General features: G+C 71.0%; 2 protein-coding genes. Both read left to right on the top strand.

Annotation, left to right across the window (positions count from 1 at the left end; translation table 11 throughout):
* Window positions 1–234 precede the first annotated feature (234 nt).
* Complete coding sequence (locus ABFJ78_RS16735; protein WP_436387259.1) at window positions 235–6,669, top strand: amino acid adenylation domain-containing protein; 6,435 nt, start codon at window positions 235–237, stop codon at window positions 6,667–6,669.
* Window positions 6,666–23,933, top strand: a complete 17,268-nt coding sequence (locus ABFJ78_RS16740) for an amino acid adenylation domain-containing protein (protein ID WP_436387260.1) — start codon at window positions 6,666–6,668, stop codon at window positions 23,931–23,933. Before ABFJ78_RS16735 ends, ABFJ78_RS16740 begins: the two co-directional genes overlap by 4 nt.
* The last annotated feature ends 24 nt before the right edge of the window (window positions 23,934–23,957 follow it).

Genomic DNA, 23,957 nt, shown 5'->3' on the forward strand with positions numbered 1-23,957 from the left:
GTTCACTGTCCTGTCGACGGGACGCGAGAGTGATCCGGTGCTACGGCTCGGCCCGCGCTTGACCCGATAGCTCGCAAGCATGAAGGTGAGAGCAGGACCTCGCGGCGGATCTCGGCGAATAGGCCACGGCGATTTCGGCGACGGACAGCTCGTCATTGTCGGGCGGGAGTCACCGGACGCACCGGTACCGCGAGTTGACCGAATTTCCGATCGACAGTTCGGGTGGGTGATGACGTGCTGGATCCGGCGGAGCGGCACCGGTGGCCGGCCGAAGCCGACGACGGCACCGTACCGGCCTCCGGCCTGACGATTCCGGGGATGTTCGAGCGGCAGGCCGAGACCACCCCCGATGCGACCGCGGTGGTGTGCGGGGACGTTTCGCAGACTTATGCGGAACTCGACGACCGGGCGAACCGGCTGGCCGCGGCGCTCGCCCGCCACGGCGTGCGCCGGGAATCGGTGGTCGGTGTGGCGCTGCCCCGGTCCGCCGACGTCGCGGCCGCGCTGCTCGGCGTGCTGAAAGCCGGCGCGGCCTACCTGCCGATGGATCCGGGCTATCCGGCGGAGCGGATCGAGCTCATGCTGCGCGACGTCCAGCCGGTGCTGGTCTTGACCACCGCCGAAGCCGCGAAGAGCTTGCCGGACGTCTGCCCGATCGTCGTGCTGGACGACCTCGAACCGCGGCCGCGAACACCGGTGACCGGCGGCGGGCATCCCGACCAGCTCGCCTACGTGATCTACACATCCGGCTCGACCGGCCTGCCGAAAGGAACCGGGATCACGCACGAAGACGTAGTGGCCCTCGCCATCGACCGCCGGTGGTGCGGCAGCAGCCAGGAACGCGTCCTGCTGCACTCGCCGCTCGCCTTCGACGCGTCCGTTTACGAACTCTGGGTGCCGTTGCTCAACGGCGGCCGGGTCGTGGTCGACCCGGCCGCGGACCTGACGCCCGGCGGGCTCGCCGAGCTGGTGGCCGGCCACGGGGTCACCGCGGCCTGGCTCACCAGCGCCTTGTTCAACCTCATGGTGGAAGACGACGTCGGCTGCCTCGCGGGGCTGCGGGAGTTGTGGGTCGGTGGAGAGCGCGTCTCGCCGACCTCCGTCGAACGGGCCCTGCAGGCCTGCCCGGACCTCGTGATCGCGAACGGCTACGGACCGACGGAGACGACCGTCTTCGCGGCCAGTCATCTGGTGGACCCGGCCAAGGGCATCGGTCCGGAGATCCCGATCGGCCGGCCCCTCGACACGATGCGTGCCTACGTCCTGGACGGCACGCTACGCCCGGTCGCGGCCGGTGACCCCGGTGAGCTGTACCTCGCGGGCCCGGGCGTGGCCCGCGGCTACCTGAACCGCCCGGCGCAGACCGCGGAGCGGTTCGTCGCGTGCCCATTTTCGGCGGGGGACCGGATGTACCGGACCGGCGACGTGGTCGTCCGGACCCCGGACGGCGAGCTGGTGTACCAGGGCCGCGCGGACGACCAGGTGAAGGTCCGCGGATTCCGCATCGAGCCGGGCGAGATCGAAGCCGTCCTGCTCGCCCACCCGTCGGTGGCGCACGCGGCGGTCATCGCGCGCGAGGACCGCGGTGTGAAGCAACTGGTCGGTTACGTGGTGCCCGTCGCCGCACCGGGGCGTGAATTCGTGCTCGGGGCAGAGCTTTCCCCAGCCGAGCTGCGCGCGTTCACGGCCGAGAGGCTTCCGGAGTTCATGGTGCCGACGGCGTTCACCGTGCTGGATCGCCTGCCGCTGACGCCGAACGGCAAGCTCGACCGCGCCGCACTGCCCGCGCCGCAGCGGGCCGGCCGGGTGTACCGGGCGCCGCGGACGTCGGCCGAGGAACTGCTGACGAAGCTTTTCGCCGAGGTCCTCGGCCTGGACCGGATCGGGGTCGACGACGATTTCTTCACCGCCGGCGGCGACAGCATCCAATCGATCCAGGTCGCAACGCGCGCGCGAGCGCACGGGGTGGAGCTGAGCCCACGTGACATCTTCGACCACCGCACCGTGGCCGAGCTGGCCGATTTCGCGGCGGATCGGCAGGTCGGCCGCGTTCCGGTCCTTGCGGAGCTCGACGGCGGCGGGGTCGGCCGCCTGCCGCTGATGCCGGTGGCGAAGTGGATCCGCGATCTCGGACCGGGTTTCGAGCGGCTCCTGCAGGCGATGGTCCTCGAGCTGCCGGCGGACGTCGACCCGGCCGGGCTGGCCGCGACGCTGACCGCGGTGGTGGACCGGCACGACGTGCTCCGCGCCCGTTTGCTCGAGGACACGCTGGAAGTTGCACCGCCGGGCTCGGTCGACGTGGGTCCGCTGATCCGGCGGCGCTCTTACGGCGGTCCGTGGACCGGTGAGCCGTGGCGCCGAGTACTCGTCGCCGAACTGGACGCGGCTGCCGAACGGCTGGATCCGGCGGCCGGCGTGGTGGCGCAGTTCGTGTGGTTCGACCCGGGCGGCCGCGTGCCGGGACGGCTGTTGGTGGCGGTGCACCACCTGGCCGTCGACGGGGTGTCTTGGCGCATCCTGATGCCCGACTTCGCCGAGGCGTGGCGGCAAGTGCGAGTCGGCGAGGAGCCCGTGCTTCCCGCAGTCGTGACGTCGGTGCGGCGTTGGGCACACGCGCTGGCCGACGACGCCGTCTCGCCGGAACGTGTCGCCGAGTTGCCGCAATGGCTGGCCATCCTGGACGGCCCGGACCCGGTACTCGGGGTACGGCGGCTGGATCCGGACGCGGATGTCATGTCCACGGTGGAGAAGGTGCGGGTGGCGCTCCCGGTACCGGTGACCGAGGGGCTGCTCACCACGCTTCCCGAGGCGTTCCACGGTGGGGTCAACGACGGCTTGCTCGCCGGCCTGGCGCTGGCGGTCGCCCGGTGGCGCCGTGGCCGGGGCGTCGACGAACCTTCGACGTTGCTTCGCCTCGAGGGCCACGGCCGAGAAGAGGGCGCGGTGCCCGGGGCCGACCTCTCCCGCACTGTCGGCTGGTTCACCAGTGTCTTCCCGGTGTGCCTGGACCTGGGCGGGATCGACCTCGACGACGCGTTCGCGGGCGGACCGGCGGCCGGCACCGCGGTCAAGAAAGTCAAGGAGCAACTCCTTGCCGTGCCCGGCCGGGGTCTCGGCTACGGGCTGCTCCGGTATCTCAACGACGAGACCGCGTCTGCGCTGCGGGAGCGCCCGATCGGGCAGATCGGGTTCAACTACCTGGGCCGGTTCTCGGCTACCGCCATGCCGGAGCACCTGAACGGGCTGGGCTGGTCGCAGACTCCGGACCTGACCGAATTCGCCGAACTGGCCGAGCTCGACGCCGGGCACCACGCGGCCATGCCCGCGCTGTCCGAGGTGGACATCAACGCCGTGGTGACCGACACCGTCGACGGCCCGCAGCTCAGCGCGATCTTCGGCGCGCCGGCCGGAGTGCTGTCGCCGGCCGAAGTGCGTGAGCTGGCCGAGCTGTGGTGCGCGGCGCTCGAAGGGCTGGTTCGGCACGTCGCCGAACCCGGAGCCGGTGGGCTCACTCCGGCGGACGTCCCGCTGGTCTCGCCGGATCAGGCCGAAATCGAAGCCTGGGAACGGCGGTATCCGGGGCTGGCCGACGTGTGGCCGTTGACGCCCTTGCAGTCGGGCCTGCTGTTCCAGTCGATGGTGGACGACTCGGCTTTCGACGCCTATCAGGTGCAGTACACCCTGCACCTCACGGGACCGGTCGAGCCCGGACGGCTCCGCGCGGCCGGGCAGGCGTTGCTCGACCGTCACCCGAGCCTGCGGACCGCGTTCGCGCCGGACGCCGCCGGAGACCTCGTCCAGCTGGTGATCGACGGCGTCGCACTGCCCTGGCAGGAGATCGAACCGGCGAACGACGAGGAATTCGAACGCTGGCTGGCCGAGGACCTTCGGACCCGCTTCGACCCCGCCGTGGCGCCCCTGCTGCGGCTGACGCTGGCCCGGCGCGGCCCCGGCCGCTTCGAGCTGGTCCTGACGGCGCACCACGTGTTGTTCGACGGCTGGTCGATTCCGGTCATGATGCGTGACCTCTTGCGGCTCTACGGGTCCGGCGGCGACGCCTCGGCGTTACCGCGGCCACGGACCTACCGCGAATTCCTTGCCTGGCTGTCAAGCCGGGACGTCACCGCGTCGGCACGGGCGTGGTCGGACGAGCTCGACGGATTCGACGAGCCGGCGTTGCTCGCACCCGGTTCCGCACCGGGAGCCGCCGGCATCGGTCAGGTCGACGTTCCGCTGTCCCCTGCCGCGGCGCGCGACCTCTCCCGGTGTGCCGTCGAGCTGGGTGTCACACTCAACACCGTCGTACAAGGCGCTTGGGCGATCGTCCTGGGCCAGCTGACCGGTCGTGCGGACGTCGTGTTCGGCGCGACGGTGTCCGGCCGTCCACCCGCCCTCGCGGGCGTGGACACGATGGTCGGCCTGTTCCTCAACACGGTCCCCGTGCGCGTGCGCTGCGCTCCGGGCGACACCATCGCCGGCCTGCTGACCGGTCTGCAACGGCGGCAGGCCGCGCTGCTGGAACACCACCACCATCCGCTTTCGGAGATCCAGCGAGCGACCGGCCTGCCCGCGTTGTTCGACACCTACGTCGCCTTCGAGTCATTCCCGCTGGACCGCGGCGGCCTCGATGCGGCGGGCAAGGCGGCCGGAGTCGCGTTCACCGGCCTGCGTCCGTTCGCCACCACGCACTATCCACTGACCGTGATGGCCTTTCCGGGAGGGGAATCCCTGCGGCTCGTCGTGCAGTACCAGCGGAACGTCTTCGAGCACGAGGCGGCGAGCGCCATCGCGGAGCGCTTCGGCCGGGTCCTGCGCCGGATCGCGGAGGACCCCGGCCGCCGGGTGGGTTCGGTAGAGCTGCTGAGCTCCGCCGAGCGGCGGTCCCTCGACGACTTCAACGACACCGCGAAGGTGCTGCCCGAGACGACGATCCCGAAGCTGTTCGAACGCCAGGCGACCGCGGCACCGGACGCCGTCGCGGTCGTCTGCGGCGAGGACTCGCTGACCTACCGCGAACTCGACGAGCGGGCGAACCGGCTTGCCTGCGGGCTGGCCGGTCACGGGGTCGGGCCGGAGGACGTGGTGGCGGTGGCGCTGCCGCGCTCGGCGGACCTGGTCGTCGCGCTCCTCGGCGTGCTGAAGTCCGGTGCCGGGTACCTGCCGATCGATCCGGCGTATCCGAGCCGACGCCTCGAGTACGTCCTCGCGGACGCGGCTCCGTCCCTGATCCTCACCGACCTCGCGACCGAAGGGATCCTGCCGGACACGGGCGTTCCCCGGGTGTATCCGGGCGAGCAATCGGACACCGCGACGCCGAAAGAGCCGCGGCCGGACGGCGTCGCGTACCTGATGTACACCTCGGGGTCCACCGGCACGCCGAAGGGGGTGGCCATCACCCATCGCAACGTGACCAACTGCGTGCCGGGGCTGGTGGCCGCCCTCGGCGTGGGACCAGAGGCGCGGGTGCTGGCCGGGGCGTCGGTCAACTTCGACGTGTCAGTGTTCGAGATCTTTTCGACGCTCTGCACCGGGGGCACCGTCGAGGTGATCCGGGACGTGCTGGTGCTGGCCGGACGAGACGGCTGGTCGGCCGACGTGGTCAGTTCGGTCCCGTCCGCGTTCGCCGAGCTGCTTGACCGGCCGGGCGAGATCGACGTCCGTACCGTCGTGGTCGCCGGTGAGGCGTTGGCCGGATCACTGGTGCAGCGGATGCGTGAAGCGATTCCGGGCGTGCGCGTCGTCAACGGTTACGGGCAGAGCGAAACTTTCTACGCCACCACGTTCTCCCTCGCCAGTACGGAAGCGTGGGACGCGACCACGGCCGCCGCGCCGATCGGAGCACCGCTCGACAACGTCCGGGTGCACGTCCTCGGCCCGGGGCTGGCTCCGGTACCGCCGGGTGTGACCGGTGAGCTGTACGTCGCGGGCGCCACGGTGGGGCGCGGCTACCACGATCGTCCGGGTCCGACCGCGGAACGGTTCGTGGCCGACCCGTTCGGCCCGGCGGGCACCCGGATGTACCGCACCGGGGACCTCGCCCGCCGGAACTCCGCGGGACTGCTGGAGTACGTCGGGCGCGTCGACGCGCAGGTGAAGATCCGCGGCGTCCGTGTCGAACCGGCCGAAGTGGAAGCGGCGCTGACCGCGCACCCGGACATCGACCAGGCGGTCGTCATCGCACGGGGTGCGGAGACGGCGAAACAGCTCGTCGCGTACGTCGTTCCGGACCAGCCCGACGATCTGCGGGTCTTCCTGGCGGAGAAGCTGCCCGCGTTCATGGTGCCGTCGGCGTTCGTGCCACTGGCGAAGTTCCCCTTGATGCCGAACGGAAAGCTCGACCGTGCGGCGCTGCCCGAACCCGGGTTCACCGGCGCGGCCTATCGCGCGCCACGCACACCGGTCGAAGAAACGCTCTGCCGCCTGTACGCCGAGCTGCTCGGCTCGGAGCGGGTCGGCATCGACGACGACTTCTTCTTCCTGGGCGGTCATTCGCTGGTGGCGATCCGGCTCGTCGGCCGGATTCGCTCGGTGCTCGGCCGCCAAGTTGCGGTCAGCGCCGTTTTCGAGAGCGCGACGCCGGCCGACCTGGCCCGCGCGCTCGAGACCGGGAGTACCCCGAGCCGGCCCCGGCTGCGCAAGGTGACCGATCGAGGAGTGGACGCGAAATGATCCCCCTGTCCTACGCGCAGCGGCGGTTGTGGTTCATCGACCGGTTCGAAGGGCCGTCGGCGACCTACAACCTGCCATTCGTGCTCCGCCTGACCGGTGCGCTCGACGTGACCGCTCTGACCGCGGCGGTGCGGGACGTGATCGTCCGGCACGAGAGCCTCCGCACGATCTTCGTCGAGGACGGCGACGGTGTACCCACGCAGAAAGTCCTGCCGGCGGCCGATCTCGCGGTGTCGATCCCGGTCGTCGAAGTGCGACCCGGTGACGTCGGTGCGACACTCGCCGAATCGGTGGAGTACCGGTTCGATCTTTCCGCCGAGATCCCGGTGCGCGCCTATGTGTTGCGCTGCGGCCCCCGCGACCACGTGCTGGCCCTGGTGGTGCACCACATCGCCGCGGACGGCGAATCGATGGCGCCGCTGGCGCGCGACCTCGCGACTGCGTACCGGGCACGCTTGGGCTCGGCCGCGCCGGACTGGCCCGACCTGCCGGTCCAGTACTCGGATTACACCCTGTGGCAGCGGGAACTGCTCGGTGACGAGGCTGATCCGGAGAGCGTGCTCGCGACGCAACTGGCCTATTGGCGCGACGAGCTGACCGGCGCGCCCCGGCAGCTGCGGCTGCCCACCGATCGCCCGCGACCGCCGGTGGCAAGCCACCACGGCGACATGGTCGAGTTCACCGTCGATGCGGATCTCCTCGCTGCGGTGACGGAGCTCGCGCGCGCCAACCAGGTCACGACATCGATGGTGATGCAGGCGGCGTTGGCGGTGCTGCTGTCGGCGCACGGTGCGGGAGAGGACGTTCCGATCGGCTCCACGATCGCCGGCCGAACCGAAGAGGACCTGGCGGATCTGGTCGGCTTCTTCGTCAACACCTGGGTGCTGCGTGCCGACCTGTCCGGCAACCCGTCGGTCGAGGAGTTCCTGAAGCGGGTGCGTGACAAGGCGTTGCGTGCCTACGACAACCAGGACGCCCCGTTCGAACGGCTGGTGGAGGCGCTGAACCCGGAGCGTTCCACTGCCTACCACCCGTTGTTCCAGGTGATGTTCACCTGGCAGGGCGCGGCCCGGGTCGAGCTGGAGCTGCCGGGGCTGGAGGCCCGTCTGGAGGCGCTTCCGACGCGGACGTCGAAGTTCGACCTCGAATTCAACTTCGCCGACGGCCCGACCGGATCCGGTGTGCGGTGCACTCTCGAATACGCGACCGACCTCTTCGACCGGGCCACGGTGACCGAGATCGGCGCGCGATTCGTCCGCGTGTTGCGCCACTTCGTCGCTTACCCGGCGGAGCCGGCGGCAACCGCGGACGTCCTGTCGGCCGCGGAACGTGAACTGCTTACCAGGTTCGTCGCGACGGCGAAGCCGACGCCCGCGATCACGGTTCCGGAGCTGATCGAACGGCAGGTCGCGCAGACCCCCGACGCGGTCGCCGTGGTCTTCGGTGGTGAGGAGATCACCTACCGTGAGCTCGATGCTCGCGCCGAGTCGCTGGCAGGGGTGTTGCGCCGACGGGGCGCGGGTCCGGAAGCCTTGGTGGCCCTGGCCTTGCCGCGCTCGGCGGATCTCGTCGTCGCCCTGCTGGGGACGTGGAAGTCCGGCGCCGCCTACGTGCCGATCGATCCGCGGTACCCGAGCCGGCGCCTCGACCTCATCCTCGCCGAGGCCCGGCCCCAGCTGCTCCTCACGGACCGGGGCACGGAGGAGGTGCTGCCGCGCACGGACATCCCGCGGCTCTACATCGACGAAGCCGAAGGCGCCGCGCCGGTTCCGGTTCGGCTGCGGCCGGAGAACGCGGCCTACGTGATGTACACCTCGGGGTCCACCGGCACGCCCAAAGGCGTGGCGATCACGCACCACGGGGTGGTCAACGGCGTGCTCCGCCTCGCCGAGGTGGTCGGTGTCGAGCGCGGCTCCCGGATGCTGGCCGGGACGTCGGTCAGCTTCGACGTCTCGGTGTTCGAGATCGTCACCACGTTGAGCGTCGGCGGCACGGTCGAGGTGGTCCGGGACGTCGTGGAGCTGGCCGAGCGCGAGACGTGGACGGGGAGCGTCATCCACTCCGTCCCCTCGGTCTTCGCCGAGCTGGCGGACCGGGTCGCGGACAAGATCACCGTGGACACCTTGGTCTTCGCCGGGGAGATGCTTCCGGCTTCACTGGTGGAGCACGTCCGAGGTGTGTTCCCGGGTGTGCGGGTGATCAACGCCTACGGGCAGAGCGAAAGCTTCTACGCCACCACCTTCACCGTTCCCGACGAGGGGACGGCGGAAGCCGTGCGCAGCGCGCCGATCGGCGTCCCGCTGGGCAACATGCGCGCGTACGTGCTGGGCCCGGGCCTGGTGCCGGTTCCGCCCGGCGTGGAAGGCGAGCTTTACGTCGCGGGCGCGATCGGCCGCGGTTATCACGGGCGGGCCGAGCTGACCGCCGAACGCTTCGTCGCGGACCCGTTCGGGCCTGCGGGGCAGCGGATGTACCGCACCGGCGACCTCGCCCGCGTCGGCCCCGACGGGCAGCTGGAGTACACGGGCCGGGCCGATGCCCAGGTGAAGGTGCACGGCGTCCGGATCGAACCGGCCGAGGTCGAGGCCGTGCTGACCGCGCATCCCGGGGTGGCGCAAGCCGTCGTGACGGTCCGGCCGGGACCGGCCGGCCTGGGCCTGGCCGGTTACGTGGTCCCGTCGAGCGCGGCGGGGATCGGCACCGTGGAGAGCCTCGGCGGCCTCAACGTCGATCTCACGGCCGGTGTCTCCGCGGCCGAACTGCGCCGGTTCTGCACGGACCGGTTGCCAGAGTTCATGATCCCGTCGGCCTTCGTGCTCGTTGACCGGCTTCCGCTCACGCCGAACGGGAAGCTGGATCCCGCCGCGCTGCCGGAGCCCGAGTTCGCCGGTGCCGTGTACCGGGCGCCGGGGACGCGGGAGGAAGAGATCCTGGCCGCGGTGTACGCCGAGGTCCTCGGACTTGACCGGGTCGGGGTCGACGACGACTTCTTCGCCGTCGGCGGCGACAGTATCCGGTCGATCCAGGTGGTGGCCCGTGCGCGGGCGCGGGGAGTCGAGGTCAGCCCGCGCGAGATTTTCGAATGCCGCACGGTGGCCGAGCTGGCGGCGCTGGTGACCGGCCGCGCCGGCGCCGAGGTCGTGCTCGAGGAACTCGACGGCGGCGGCGTCGGCTGGATGCCGCTGCTCCCGGTGGGAAGGTACCTGGTCGAGCTCGGCGGCGGGATCCGCCGGTTCTCGATGTCGATGGTGCTCGACCTGCCGGGTGACGTCGACGAAGCGGGCCTCGTCGCCACGCTGCGCGCCGTGGTGGACCGTCACGATGTCCTGCGTGCGCGGCTCGTTTCCGGTGGCTTGCAGGTCGCCGCGGCGGGCTCGGTGGACGTTTCGACGCTGATCCACCGGGTCGCCTGCGACGGCTGGGACGACGCCGTGGCCGCTACCGAGCTGGACGCGGCCACGGGCCGGTTGGACCCCGAGGCCGGGGTGATGGCCCAGTTCGTGTGGTTCGATCCCGGGCGGATCCTGGTCGTGCTGCACCACTTCGCCGTCGACGGCGTTTCGTGGCGGATCTTGCTGCCGGACCTCGCCGACGCCTGGCAGCAGGTGCGCGCCGGGAAGAAACCGGTTCTGCCGGCTGTCACCACCTCGGCCCGGCGGTGGGCGCACGCGCTGCGCGGCGCGGCGGCCGCGCGAGCGGCGGAGCTGCCGCTCTGGCGCTCCATCGTGGACGGGCCGGATCCGGTCCTGGGTGCCCGGCCGCTGGATCCCGCCGTGGACGTCCAGTCCACCGTGGACCACGTCTGGGTGCGGCTGCCCGCGCCGGTGACCGAGGCACTGCTGACCGCGGTGCCGAAGGCGTTCCACTGCGGCGTCAACGACGGCCTTTTGGCCGGGCTCGCGCTCGCGGTCGCGAGCTGGCGCCGAGCGCGCGGAGTGGACGAGCCGTCACTGCTGGTCCGGCTGGAAGGGCACGGCCGGGAAGAGAGCGTGGTGCCGGGAGCGGACCTGTCGCGCACGGTCGGCTGGTTCACCAGCATGTTCCCGGTACGCCTCGAGATCGCCGGTACCGACCTCGACGAGGCCTTCGCGGGCGGCCCCGCGGCAGGCGGCGCGGTCAAGGCGGTCAAGGAGCAGCTCCTGCGGATCCCGGACAAAGGTGTCGGCTACGGCTTGCTGCGGTACCTGGACGACGAGTCCGCCGCCGTGCTGCGCCGCCATCCGACCGGCCAGATCGCGTTCAACTACCTCGGCCGGTTCTCGGCGACGGACATGCCGGAGCACCTGCGCGGCCTGGGCTGGACCCAGGTGCCCGGGACGGCGGAGCTCGTCGCCGAGCCGGACCCGGACATGCCCGCGCTGTCGTCGCTCGACCTGAACGCGTTGGTGACCGAGACCGCCGACGGGCCGCGGCTCGACGCGCGGTTCAGCTTTCCCGCCGGGGTGCTCTCCCGCGCCGAGGTGGAGGAACTCGCCGGACGGTGGACGTCATCCCTGGAAGCGCTTGCGCGGCACGCCGCCGATCCGGACGCCGGTGGCCTGACGCCGTCGGACGTGCCACTGGTTTCGGTGCGGCAAGGTGAACTCGAGGACTGGGAGAAGCGCTACCCAGGGCTGACCGACGTGTGGCCGTTGACCGCCCTGCAGTCCGGCCTGCTGTTCCACGCGATGCTGGCCGACGCCGCGTTCGACGCCTATCACATGCAGCTGGTCTACCACCTGGCCGGCCGGGTCGACCCCGACCGGATGCGCGCGGCCGGGGCAGCCCTGCTCGATCGCTACCCCAACCTGCGGGCCGGTTTCGTGACCGACGCGTCCGGAGACCACGTGCAAGTGGTGCCCGGCCGCGTCGAACTGCCGTGGCGGCACCTCGACCTCGCCGGTCGCGACGAGGGGGAGCTGGAGCGGTTCCTGCTCGAGGACCGCAACGCGCACTTCGACCTCGCTTCGCCACCATTGCTGAGGCTGTCCCTGGTCACCCTCGGCCCCGAGCGGGCCGAACTGGTCTTCACGGCGCACCATGTGCTGTTCGATGGCTGGTCCGTGCCTCTGCTGATGCAGGATCTGCTGCGGCTCTACGGGTCCGCCGGAGACGCCGCGGCGCTTCCACGAGTACGGAGCTACCGGGACTTCCTGGCCTGGCTGGCCCGGCAGGACCAGGAGGCTTCGGCGCGCGCCTGGGCGGCCGAACTCGACGGTGTCGACGAGCCGACCCTGCTCGCTTCCGGGCGGGACGCCGGCTCGGACTCGGGCGACATCGGACAGGTCGACGTCCCTCTACCGGCCTACGTCGCACACACTTTGTCGCGGCGAGCGGCCGAGCTGGGCGTCACACTGAACACCCTGGTACAGGGAACGTGGGCCGTCTTGCTGGGACAGCTGACCGGCCGGGACGACGTCGTCTTCGGGGCCACGGTGTCCGGCCGCCCACCCGCGGTGGCCGGAATCGACGCGATGGTGGGGCTGTTCATCAACACCCTGCCGGTGCGCGTGCGCTGCCGCCCCGGCGAACCGTTGGCGCGGCTGCTGACCGAGCTGCAGGACCGGCAGGCGGCGCTGCTGGACCACCACCACCACAGCCTGACCGAAATCCACCAGGCCACCGAGCTGAACGTGCTGTTCGACACGGTCGTCGTGTTCGAGTCCTTCCCCATCGATCACGTCGGCCTGAGCGAGGCCAACGACGCGGCCGGAGTGACGATCACCGGCTTGACCCCGTTCAGCGGCACCCACTACCCGCTCACCGTGACCGCCGACGCGGACCCCACCCTGCGCCTGGCGTTGCAGTACCAGCACCACGTGTTCGACCACGAGACGGTCCAAGCCATCGCCGCCCGGTTCCGGCGGGTGCTGGAGCAGTTCGCGGCGAACCCCGGCCTGCGGGTCGACGATGTGGACATCTTGGCGCCGGCCGAGCGCGACCAGGTCGTGGCCGGATGGAACGCCACCGACCACGACGTCCCCGCCCGGACGCTGCACGGTGCGTTCGAGCACCAGGTCCGGCGCACGCCCGACCGCCCTGCCCTGATCTTCGAAGGCGAGACGCTCCACTACGCCGAATTCAACGCACGCGCCAACCGGCTCGCGCACTGGCTGATCGCGCACGGCGCCGGGCCGGAGCGGATCGTCGCCCTGCGCGTGCCCCGGTCGTTCGACCTGCTCGTCGCGATCTACGCCGTGCTCAAGGCGGGCGCCGCGTACCTGCCGATCGAAGCCGATCTGCCGCCGGATCGGGTGGCCGCGATGGTCGCGGACGCCGAGCCGGTGCTGGTGCTCGCCGAGCTCCCCGACGTTTCCGATCAGCCGGCCGCGAATCCAGACGTCCCCGTGTCCCCGGCGAACGCCGCGTACGTGATCTACACGTCCGGCTCGACCGGGCAGCCCAAGGGCGTAGTGGTGTCGCACCGTTCGATCACCAACCGGATCGCGTGGGGCCACGGCGTCTACGGCATGGGTGCCGACGGCCGGATGCTGCTCAAGACACCGATCGGGTTCGACGTGTCGGTGCCGGAACTGTTCTGGCCGCTGCAGGTCGGCGCCGCGCTGGTGATCGCCCGGCCGGACGGCCACCGCGACCCCGGATACCTGGCCCGGCTGATCCAGGAGCACCAGGTCACGGACGTCGATTTCGTGCCGTCGATGCTGACGGCGTTCCTCGCCGAGCCGGCTGCCGCCGGGTGCACGAGCCTCCGGCGGGTCGAGGCCGCCGGTGAGGCGCTCATGGCCGACCTGGCCGGCCGGTTCGCCGAAGTGCTGCCCGGTTGCGAGCTGCACAACGTCTACGGCCCCACCGAGGCCGCGGTCGAGGTGACCGCTTGGCGGTACCGGCCGGAACCCGGCGCCGTAGCCGTCCCGATCGGGGCACCGGTGTGGAACACCCAGGTCTACGTCCTGGACTCGGCGTTGCGGCCCGTTCCGCCCGGTGTGCGCGGGGAGCTCTACCTCGCCGGGGTCCAACTGGCACGCGGCTACCTGAACCGGCCCGGCCTGACCGCGGAACGGTTCGTGGCCAGCCCGTTCGCGCCGGGGGAGCGCCTGTATCGCACCGGTGACCTGGTCACCTGGCGGCCGGACGGGGCGATCGTCTACCTCGGCCGCGTCGACTTCCAGGTCAAAGTCCGCGGTTTCCGGATCGAACCGGGGGAGATCGAGGCCGCGCTGGTGACGCACCCGGGGGTCGCCCAGGCGGTCGCGGTGACCCGCGAAGACCAGCCGGGCGACCGGCGGCTGGTGGCCTACGTCGTGCCCGACGTGGCCGGGTCCCCGGCCGGGGCGGGCGAACAGGTCGAAGAGTGGCAGCAGGTCTACGACCAGGCCTACACGGCTTCGAAGAACGCGGAATGGGGCCAGGACTTCACCGGCTGGAACTCCAGCTACACCGGCGAGCCGATCCCGCTGCGCGAGATGCGCGCCTGGCGGGACGCCGCCGTCGAGCGGATCACCTGCTGGTCTCCCCGGCGCGTGCTGGAACTCGGCGTCGGCTCGGGGCTGCTGCTGTCCCAGATCGTGTCGGAAGTGGACGAATACTGGGGCACCGACTTCTCGGCGCCGGTCCTCGATGACCTGCGCGCCCAGATCGACCAGACCGGCTGGGCCGATCGCGTACGGCTGCGCTGTCAGCCCGCGGACGACGTGTCCGGCCTGCCCCGCGGGCATTTCGACACCGTGGTGCTGAACTCCGTCGTCCAGTACTTCCCCGACGCCGGATACCTCGACCGGGTGCTCACGCAAGCCATTGAGCTGCTCTCGCCCGGGGGCCGGATCGTCGTCGGCGACGTCCGCTACGGGGGTTCCCTGCGGGTGCTGCGGGCCGCGGTGCACCGCGCGCAGCACCCGGCCGCGCCGCCCGCGCTGACCCGGGCCGCGGTTGAACAGGCCGTCCTGATGGAGAAGGAACTGGTGCTCGACCCGGAGTGGTTTACGCGCTGGGCGTCGCGGCACGACGGCGTCGCGGTCGACGTCCGGCTGAAGCCGGGACGGGCGCACAACGAGCTGACCCGGCACCGATACGAGGTGGTGCTGCACAAGGCACCAGCGGGCACGCTGACGCTGGACGGCCTCCCCACGCTGGTGTGGGGCCACCAGGTGGCAGACCTCGGCGGACTGGCGGAGTTCTGCCGCACCGAGGGCAGCGGACCGGTGCGCGTCACGCGGTTCCCCAACGCTCGGCTGTCCGGGGAGATCGAGACCGCTGCCGCGGTGGGCGTGCTGGCGCAACCCGCTCACGCCGGTCACCCGGTGGATCCGCAGGACCTGCGCGACTGGGCGGCACAGCTCGGCTGGGGTGTGCTCCCGACGTGGTCCGCCGGCCTGGTCGAGTGCTTCGACGCGATCGTGTTCCCCGGCGGCCTGGCCCCCGGTCAGGTGGTTTCCGGCGGCTTCGTCTCCACCGACCGGCCGGATCGTGCGCTCGTCAACGACCCGGCGAGCGCGAGGGAGATCGGCTCCCTGGTCACGAGCCTGCGCGGCTACCTGCAGGAGCGGTTGCCCGAGTACATGATGCCGTCGGCCGTGGTCGCCGTCGGCGAGGTGCCGTTGACCCCGAGCGGAAAACTGGACCGGCGTGCGCTGCCGGTGCCCGACTACGCCGCGGCGTCGACCGGCCGCGCGCCGCGAACCCAGCAGGAGCAGGTCCTCTGCGCGCTGTTCGCCGAGGTGCTCGGCGTGGACCGGGTCGGCGTCGATGACGACTTCTTCGCCATGGGCGGACATTCGCTGCTGGCCACCCGGCTGATCAGCCGGATCCGCACCACGCTCGACGTCGAGATTCCGATCCGCGTGGTGTTCGAGTCACCGACGATCGCGGAGCTGGCCGGGCACCTGGCGGCGGGTGCCCGGGTGCGGCCGGAACTCCGGCGGGTGCCACGCCGGCCGGACCGGATGCCGGTTTCCTTCGCCCAGCGCCGCTTATGGTTCATCGACCGCTTCGAAGGACCGTCGGCCACGTACAACCTCCCATTCGTCCTGCGCCTGGCCGGAAGACTCGACGTGGTGGCGCTGGCGTCGGCGGTGCGGGACGTCGTCGGCAGGCACGAGATCCTGCGCACCGTGCTGGGCGAGGACGGCGAAGGCGTGCCGTACCAGCAGGTCCTGTCGGTGGACGACGTGCGTCTGGACATGTCGGTCGTCGAGGTGGTTCCGGCGGAACTGCCCGAGGCCCTGATGGCCGCGGCGGCTCGGCCGTTCGACCTGGTAGCGGAGATTCCGGTGCGTGCGCACGTGTTCCGGTCCGCTCCCGAGGAACACATCCTGCTGCTGCTGATCCACCACATCGCCGGCGACGGCGAGTCGATGGCCCCCCTGGCACGAGACCTCGCGAATGCCTACGCGGCTCGCCTGGACGGCGAGGAGCCGGCCTGGCGGGAACTGCCGGTGCAATACGCCGACTACACGCTGTGGCAACAGGAACTGCTCGGTGCCGAGAGCGATCCCGCGAGCGTGCTCGCCACGCAGTTCTCCTACTGGCGCAAGGAACTGGCGGGTGTCCCGGAACCGCTGCAGCTGCCGACCGACCGCCCGCGGCCGTCGGTGGCGACCCACCGGGGCGACTTCGTCGAGTTCACACTCCAGCCCGAGGTCATGACCGCGGTCGAGCGGTTGGCCCAGGTCCGTGGCGCGACCGCGTCCATGGTGCTGCAGGCGGCGCTCGCGGTCCTGCTGTACCAGCTCGGCGCGGGTGAGGACATCCCGATCGGGGCGCCGATCGCGGGCCGGACCGACGACGATCTCGCGGACCTCGTGGGATTCTTCGTCAACACCTGGGTGCTCCGTGCCGACCTGTCCGGGGACCCGTCGTTCGACGAGGTGCTCGTGCGGGTCCGCGAGAAGGCGCTGGCCGCGTACGACAACCAGGACGCGCCGTTCGAACGGCTGGTGGAGCTGCTCAACCCGGTGCGCTCCACCGCGTACCACCCGCTGTTCCAGGTGATGTTCGCCTGGCAGAACATCCTCCGCGAAGACTTCCGGTTGCGCGGCCTGAGCGTCCGGCTCGAATCGGCGTCGACCCGCACGGCGAAGTTCGACCTGTTCTTCAACATGGCCGACCTCCCGGGGCTCGGCGTCGTCGGCCATCTCGAGTACGCCACCGACTTGTTCGACCGCGACACGGTCGAGAAGCTGGCCGCGCGGTTCGTCCGCGTGGTGCACCAAGTGGTGACCGAGCCGGGACTGCGGATCGGGCTCGTGGACGCGCTGGTGCCGGGCGAGCGGGAGTTGCTGCTGACCGAGCTCAACGACACGGCACGAGCCGTCCCGGATGAGACCCTGCCCGAGCTGTTCGAGCGCCAGGTCGCCGCGACGCCGGACGCGGTCGCCGTGGTCTCCGGCCCGGTGTCGCTCACCTACGGCGATCTGAACGCGCGGGTGAACCGCCTGGCGCGCGAGCTGGCCCGGCGCGGAGTGGGACCGGAGTCGCTGGTGGGCTTAGCGATGCCGCGGACGGCCGACCTGGTCGTGGCGATGCTGGGGATCCTCAAGGCGGGCGCGGGATACCTGCCGATCGATCCGCGCTATCCGAGCGCGCGGCTGGAGTTCATCCTCGCCGAAGCTCGCCCGCAGCTGATCGTCACCGATGCCGAAGCGGCGAAGGTGCTGCCGGACAACGGGATTCCCCAGCTCTTCCTCGATGGTGTCGAGGACGGTGCCGCGGAGATCTCCCGGCCGCTGCCCGGCCATGTCGCGTTCGTGATGTACACCTCCGGATCCACCGGTAACCCGAAGGGCGTGACGCTCTCGCACCGCAACGTGGTGAACGGCGTGCTGTGGCTGATTTCCGTCGTCGGAGTCGGCCCGGACACGCGGATGCTGGCCGGGACGTCGATCAACTTCGACGTCTCGGTGTTCGAGATCTTCACCACGCTCCTCACCGGCGGCTGCGTCGAGGTCGTCCGGGACGTGCTCGTGCTCGACGAGCGGGGCGGCTGGTCAGGCGGTGTGCTCAGCGGCGTGCCTTCGGTCTTCGCGGAGCTGATGGACCGGGCGCCCGACGAGATCAGGGCGCACACCGTCGTATTCGGCGGCGACGCGTTGTCCGCGTCGCTGGTGCGGCGGGTGCGGGAGGCGATCCCCGGAGTGCGGGTGGTCAATCCCTACGGGCAGACGGAAAGCTTCTACGCCACGGCTTTCCCCATGCCGGCCGACTGGGCCGGGACCGGGAGCGCACCGATCGGCCGGCCGGTCGGGAACATGCGGGCCTACGTCCTGGGCCCGGGCCTGGTCCCGGTGCCGCCCGGCGTGGTCGGCGAGCTGTACGTCGCGGGTGCCGTCGCGAGGGGCTACCACGGCCGGACCGCGCTGACTGCGGAGCGGTTCGTGGCGGACCCGTTCGGCCCGGCGGGCGACCGGATGTACCGGACCGGCGACCTGGTGCGCTGGAATGCCGATCACCAGCTCGAGTACGTCGGCCGTGGTGACTCGCAGGTGAAGGTCCGCGGCTTCCGGATCGAGCCGGGCGAAGTCGAGGCCGTCCTGCTGGCCCACCCGGCAGTCGCGCAAGCCGTCGTCGTCGCACGGACCGGTCGAGGCACCGCCAAGCACCTCGTCGGTTACGTCGTCCCCGCCGAGCGTGGCGATGACGTCGAGCGGGACCTGCGCCGGTTCGCGGCCGGCCGGCTGCCGGAGTTCATGGTGCCTTCGGTGTTCGTGCTGCTGGACCGGCTCCCGGTGGACCCCAACGGGAAGCTCGACCGGGCCGCATTGCCGGAGCCATCCTTCACCGGCGCGGTCTACCGCTCGCCACGCACGTCGGAGGAACTGGTCCTCGCCGCGGTTTACGCGGACGTACTGGGCCTGGAGCGAGTCGGGATCGACGACGACTTCTTCGCCGTGGGCGGCGACAGCATCCGCTCGATCCAGGTGGTGTCGCGGGCCCGGGTGCGGGGCGTCGAGGTTTCGCCCCGCGAGATCTTCGAGTGCCGGACGGTGGCCGAACTGGCCGTGCGAGCGGCCGGGCGACGCGCCACAGGTGCCGTCCTGGAGGAGCTCGACGGCGGTGGCACCGGCTGGCTGCCCTTACCGCCGATGGGCAAGTACCTCATCGAGCTCGGTGGCGGAATCGACCGGTTCTCGATGTCCACCGTGGTGGATCTGCCGAACGGCATCGAGCACGCGGGGCTCGTCGCGACGCTGGGTGCGGTGCTTGAGCGGCACGACGTCCTCCGGGCCCGTCTCGTGGCCGACGGGCTCGAGATCGGTCCGCCGGACGCGGTGGACGTCGCCGCGCTGATCCACCAGGTCGCCTGCGACGGTGACTGGACGAGTGAGGCCGGGCGAGCGCTGCTGGCCACAGAGCTCGACGCGGCGACGGATCGGCTGGACCCGCGCGCCGGGGTGATGGCGCAGTTCGTGTGGTTCGACGCGGGCCGGCTGCTGATCGTGCTGCACCACCTGGTGGTGGACGGCGTGTCCTGGCGCGTTCTGCTCCCGGATCTCGCGATGGCGTGGGAGCAGGTCCGGGACGGCCGGGAGCCGGTTCTGCCACCGGCCGGGACGACCGCGCGCCGCTGGGCGCACGCGCTGGCCGAGGAAGCCTCCGCGCCCGCGCGGGTCGCCGAGCTGCCTCGCTGGCTGGCCATCGTGGACGGTCCGGACCCGACCCTGGGCTCACGCCGCCTGGTTCCCGCCGTCGACGTCGCGTCCACTGTGGACCACACATGGGTGCGGCTGCCGGTCCCGGTGACCGAGTCGTTGATGACCGCGGTGCCGGCCGCGTTCCACGCTGGCGTCAACGACGGGCTCCTCGCCGGGCTGGCGTTGGCCGTGGCCGCGTGGCGGCGCGCGCGGGGCGTCGACGAGCCCTCGACGCTGGTCCGGCTCGAAGGGCACGGCCGCGAAGAGGACATCGCGCCCGGTGCGGACCTGTCCCGGACCATCGGCTGGCTCACCAGCATGTTCCCGGTGCGCCTGAACCTCGGGGACATCGACCTCGACGACGCGTTCGGCGGGGGTGGCGCCGCGGCGACCGCCGTCAAGTCGATCAAGGAACAGCTCCTCGCCGTACCCGGCAAGGGACTCGGCTACGGGCTGTTGCGGTTCCTCAACGACGAGACGGCCGCGGAGCTGGCGCCGTACCCGGACGGCCAGATCGCCTTCAACTACCTCGGCCGGTTCTCCGACGCCGACATGCCCGAACACTTGCGCGGGCTGGGCTGGACGCAGGCAGAAGACACGGCCGAACTCGCCGCGACGCCGGACGCCGACATGCCCGCGATGTCCGCCGTCGAAATCAACGCCGTCGTGACCGACACCGCTGACGGGCCGCGGCTGACGGCTCAGTTCGGTGCGCCGGTGGGTGTGCTGTCCCCGGCTGAGGTCCGGGAGCTGGCCGAGCTGTGGTGTGCCGCGCTGGAGGGCCTGGCCCGGCACGTCGCGCGGCCGGGCGCGGGTGGCTTGACGCCGTCGGACGTGCCCCTGGTTTCGGTCCGGCAGAGCGAGCTGGAGACGTGGGAGAAGCGCTATCCGAGGTTGGCCGACGTCTGGCCGCTGACCGCGTTGCAGTCAGGCTTGCTCTTCCAGTCGATGCTGGCCGACGCGGGCGCCGACGCCTACCACGTCCAGCTCGTCTACCACGTCTCCGGGGAAGTGGACCCGGTCCGGATGCGGGCTGCGGGGCAAGCCCTGCTCGACCGGTACGCCAACCTGCGCACGGCGTTCGTCGGCGACCTCTCCGGTGATTTCGTGCAGCTCGTCGTCGACGGTCTCGAACTGCCCTGGGCCGAACACGACCTGCGTGCTCTCGGCGCGGCAGAGCGTGCGGCCGAGTTCGAGCGGCTGCTGGACGAGGACCGGGCGAGCCGGTTCGACCCGGCCACGCCGCCGCTGCTGCGGCTGGCTCTGGTGCGGACCGGTCCCGAGCGCGCCGAGCTGGTGTTCACCGCGCACCACGCGCTCTTCGACGGCTGGTCGCTGCCCTTGCTGATCCACGACCTGGTGCGGTTCTACACGTCCGGCGTGTCCGCGCCGCCGCCGGCGCCGGGCTATCGGCGGTTCCTGGAGTGGCTGTCCGCACAGGACAAGGCGGCCGCCGCGAAGGCGTGGACCGCCGAACTCGAAGGCGTGGACCAGCCCACTCTGCTCGCCGGCGCCGCCGAGGGCCGAGGGAGCCTCGGCACCCTCGAAGTTCCGTTGACCGCGGAGGTCGCCGGCGAACTCTCCCGGCGCGCCGCTGACCTCGGCGTCACCCTGAACACCTTGGTCCAGGGCACGTGGGCACTCGTGCTGGGCGGGCTCACGGGCCGGACGGACGTCGTGTTCGGCACCACGGTGTCCGGCCGCCCACCCGCCGTGCCCGGGGTCGATTCGATGGTCGGGATGTTCATCAACACCCTGCCGGTGCGGGTGCGGTACATCCCGTGGGACACCTTCCACCAGGTGTTCACCACGTTGCAGGCCCGTCAGGCCGCGCTCCTGGACCACCACCACCACGGGCTGGCCGAGATCCAGCGCGCGACGGGGCTGCACGCACTTTTCGACACCGTCGTCGTCTTCGAGTCCTACCCGGCAGACGTTGCCGAAGACGTCGAGACCGAAATCGCGATCACCGGAGTCGACTCGGCGAACGGCACCCACTACCCGTTCGGTGTGGTGGCCACGGCCGACCCGCACCTGCGCCTCGTCGTGCAGTTCCAGGATGACCTGTTCGAGCCGGCGACGGCGGAGGCGATCGCCGCGCGGTTCTCCCGGCTGCTGCAGCAGGTGGCCACGGACCCGGACGTGCCGGTCGGGCTGGTGGACGCCGCGGATCCGGTGGAGCGAAACCGGCTGCTCACCGAGCTCGGCGACGCCGCGGATCCGGCGGTGGAGGGTACCGTCGCCGAACTGTTCGAGCGTCAGGCCGCCCGCACGCCGGACGCGGTCGCGGTCGTCTTCGAAGGCGACGAGCTGACCTATCACGAGCTGGACGCACGCTCGAACCACCTGGCGCGCGAGCTGAGACGACGCGGTGTAGGCCCGGAGACGGTGGTGACCGTGTCCTTGCGGCGTACGCCGGAGCTGGTGACCGCATTGCTGGCCGTCGCGAAGGCGGGTGGCGCCTACCTGCCGGTCGACTACGGCTACCCCGCCGAGCGGATCGCCTTCATGGTGGCGGATTCCGGTTCAGGTCTGGCCATCGTGGACGGCACGTCCGTGGAAGCGCTCGGAGAACTCCCGATTCCCGTGGTGCGCATGGACCGGCCGGTCGCCGATTTCGATGACGGCTCGTTCGAATGCCCTGCCGTGCTCGACAACACCGCCTACGTCATCTACACATCCGGTTCCACCGGACGGCCCAAAGGTGTCGCGGTCACCCACCGCGGAATCGCCGGGCTGGCCGCGGCACACGTGGCGCGTCTTCAGGTGAAGCCGGGCAGCCGGATGCTGCAGCTGGCCTCGCCCAGTTTCGACGTCTCGCTCTGCGAGCTGTTCACGGCGCTGTTCTCCGGTGCGATCGTCGTGCTGGCCGGCCCGGACGAGCTGGCGGCCGGCCGACCACTGGCCGATACCATCGAGGCGCACCAGGTCACCCACGCGATGATCCCGCCCGCAATGCTGGCCGTTCTTCCCGGAGGCTCGCTGTCCACAGTGGAGTCACTGGTGGTCGGTGGGGAAGTGACCCCGCCCGAGCTGGTGGCCGCCTGGTCGCCGGGCAGGCGGATGGTGAACATCTACGGACCGACCGAGACCACCGCGTGCGCCACCATGAGCGCGCCCCTTGCCGCTGACGGCAGGGTGCCGCCGATCGGGCGGCCGATACCCGACACCCAAGGATACGTGCTGGACGCCGCATTGCGGCCGGTGCCGGAGGGCGTGCCGGGCGAGCTGTACATCGCGGGTTCCGGCGTGGCACGCGGCTACGTCGGGCGGCCAGGGCTGACGGCCGGGCGGTTCGTGCCCTGTCCGTTCGGCAAGCCGGGTGAGCGGATGTACCGCACCGGAGACGTCGTGACCTGGGCGCCGGACGGTGAGCTGATCTTCCACGGCCGAGCGGACGACCAGGTGAAGATCCGCGGATTCCGGATCGAGCTCGGGGAAATCGAGGCGGCGCTGCTGGCGCACCCCCGGGTCGCCCGGGCCGTTGTCGTGGTCGACGACCGGACGGGGGATCGGCGGCTGGCCGGCTACGCGGTCCCGGACGGCGACCCCGACCGGGATCTCGTCACCGAACTCCAAACGCACCTGCGGGAGCGGTTGCCGGGGTACATGGTGCCGTCGGCGCTGACACTCCTCGACGAGATCCCGCTGACCCCGAGCGCCAAGCTCGACCGGCGTGCGCTTCCCGCACCGGACTACGCCCCGGCGTCGGCCTCTCGAGCGCCGCGGACCACCCGGGAAGAGATCCTTTGCGGTCTGTTCGCCGAGGTCCTCGGGTTGCCGCGGGTCGGCATCGACGACAACTTCTTCGTTCTCGGCGGGCATTCTCTCCTCGTCACCAAGCTGATTACCCGCATCCGGGTCGTGCTCGGCGTCGACTTGCCGATCCGGCTCGTCTTCCAGGCGCCCACCGTGGCGGAACTGGCCGCGCGACTGGACGAGGATTGCGGGACGACGCTTTCGGCCGACCCGCTCGCACCCGTGCTGCCGATCAAGACCGATGGTGACGCCGAGCCTTTGTGGTGGATCCATCCCGGTGGTGGTCTGTGCTGGGTCTATCTGGGATTCGCCGGACAGCTGCCGGAAGACCGCCCGGTCTACGGGATTCAGGCGAAGGGCTTCGACAGTGTCACACAGCGGCCGGATTCGATCGAGGCGATGGTCGCGGACTACGTCGCGGAAGTCGTGAAGGTCCAGCCCGAAGGACCGTACCACCTGATGGGCCTGTCCATCGGCGGCACGCTCGCCCAGGCGATGGCGGCGGAGCTGCGGCGGCAAGGCCGTGAAGTGGGGCTGCTGGCCTTGCTGGACAGCGTTCCGGGCGGCTACTTGGCGAACCACGCGCCGCCGACACCGGCCGAAATCCGAGAATACTTCCACGAGCACCTCGCCGGTGTCGCCGGTGATGCGGACTACGAGTCATTCCTGGACAACGCCGTCTCGGTCATCGTCAATCACACGAATTTGATTCCGGAATTCACGTCGCCGACCTATGATGGCGATGCGCTCTACTTCGCCGCGGTGCCCAACGAGGACGTCGACCAAGACGGACTGTGGCGCCCGCACATTCTCGGCGCCATCGAGCGATACGACATCGTGAGCGCTCACGAGGACATGTACCTGCCCGGTCCGGCGGCCGAAATCTGCCGGATCATCAGCCACAGGCTCGCCGCAGACCGAGGAGGCCGCGATCACTAGCAGTGTCATGTCCGCCCGGCCGTC

The sequence above is a fragment of the Amycolatopsis sp. MEPSY49 genome, from assembly GCF_051337345.1.
Lineage (GTDB): Bacteria > Actinomycetota > Actinomycetes > Mycobacteriales > Pseudonocardiaceae > Amycolatopsis.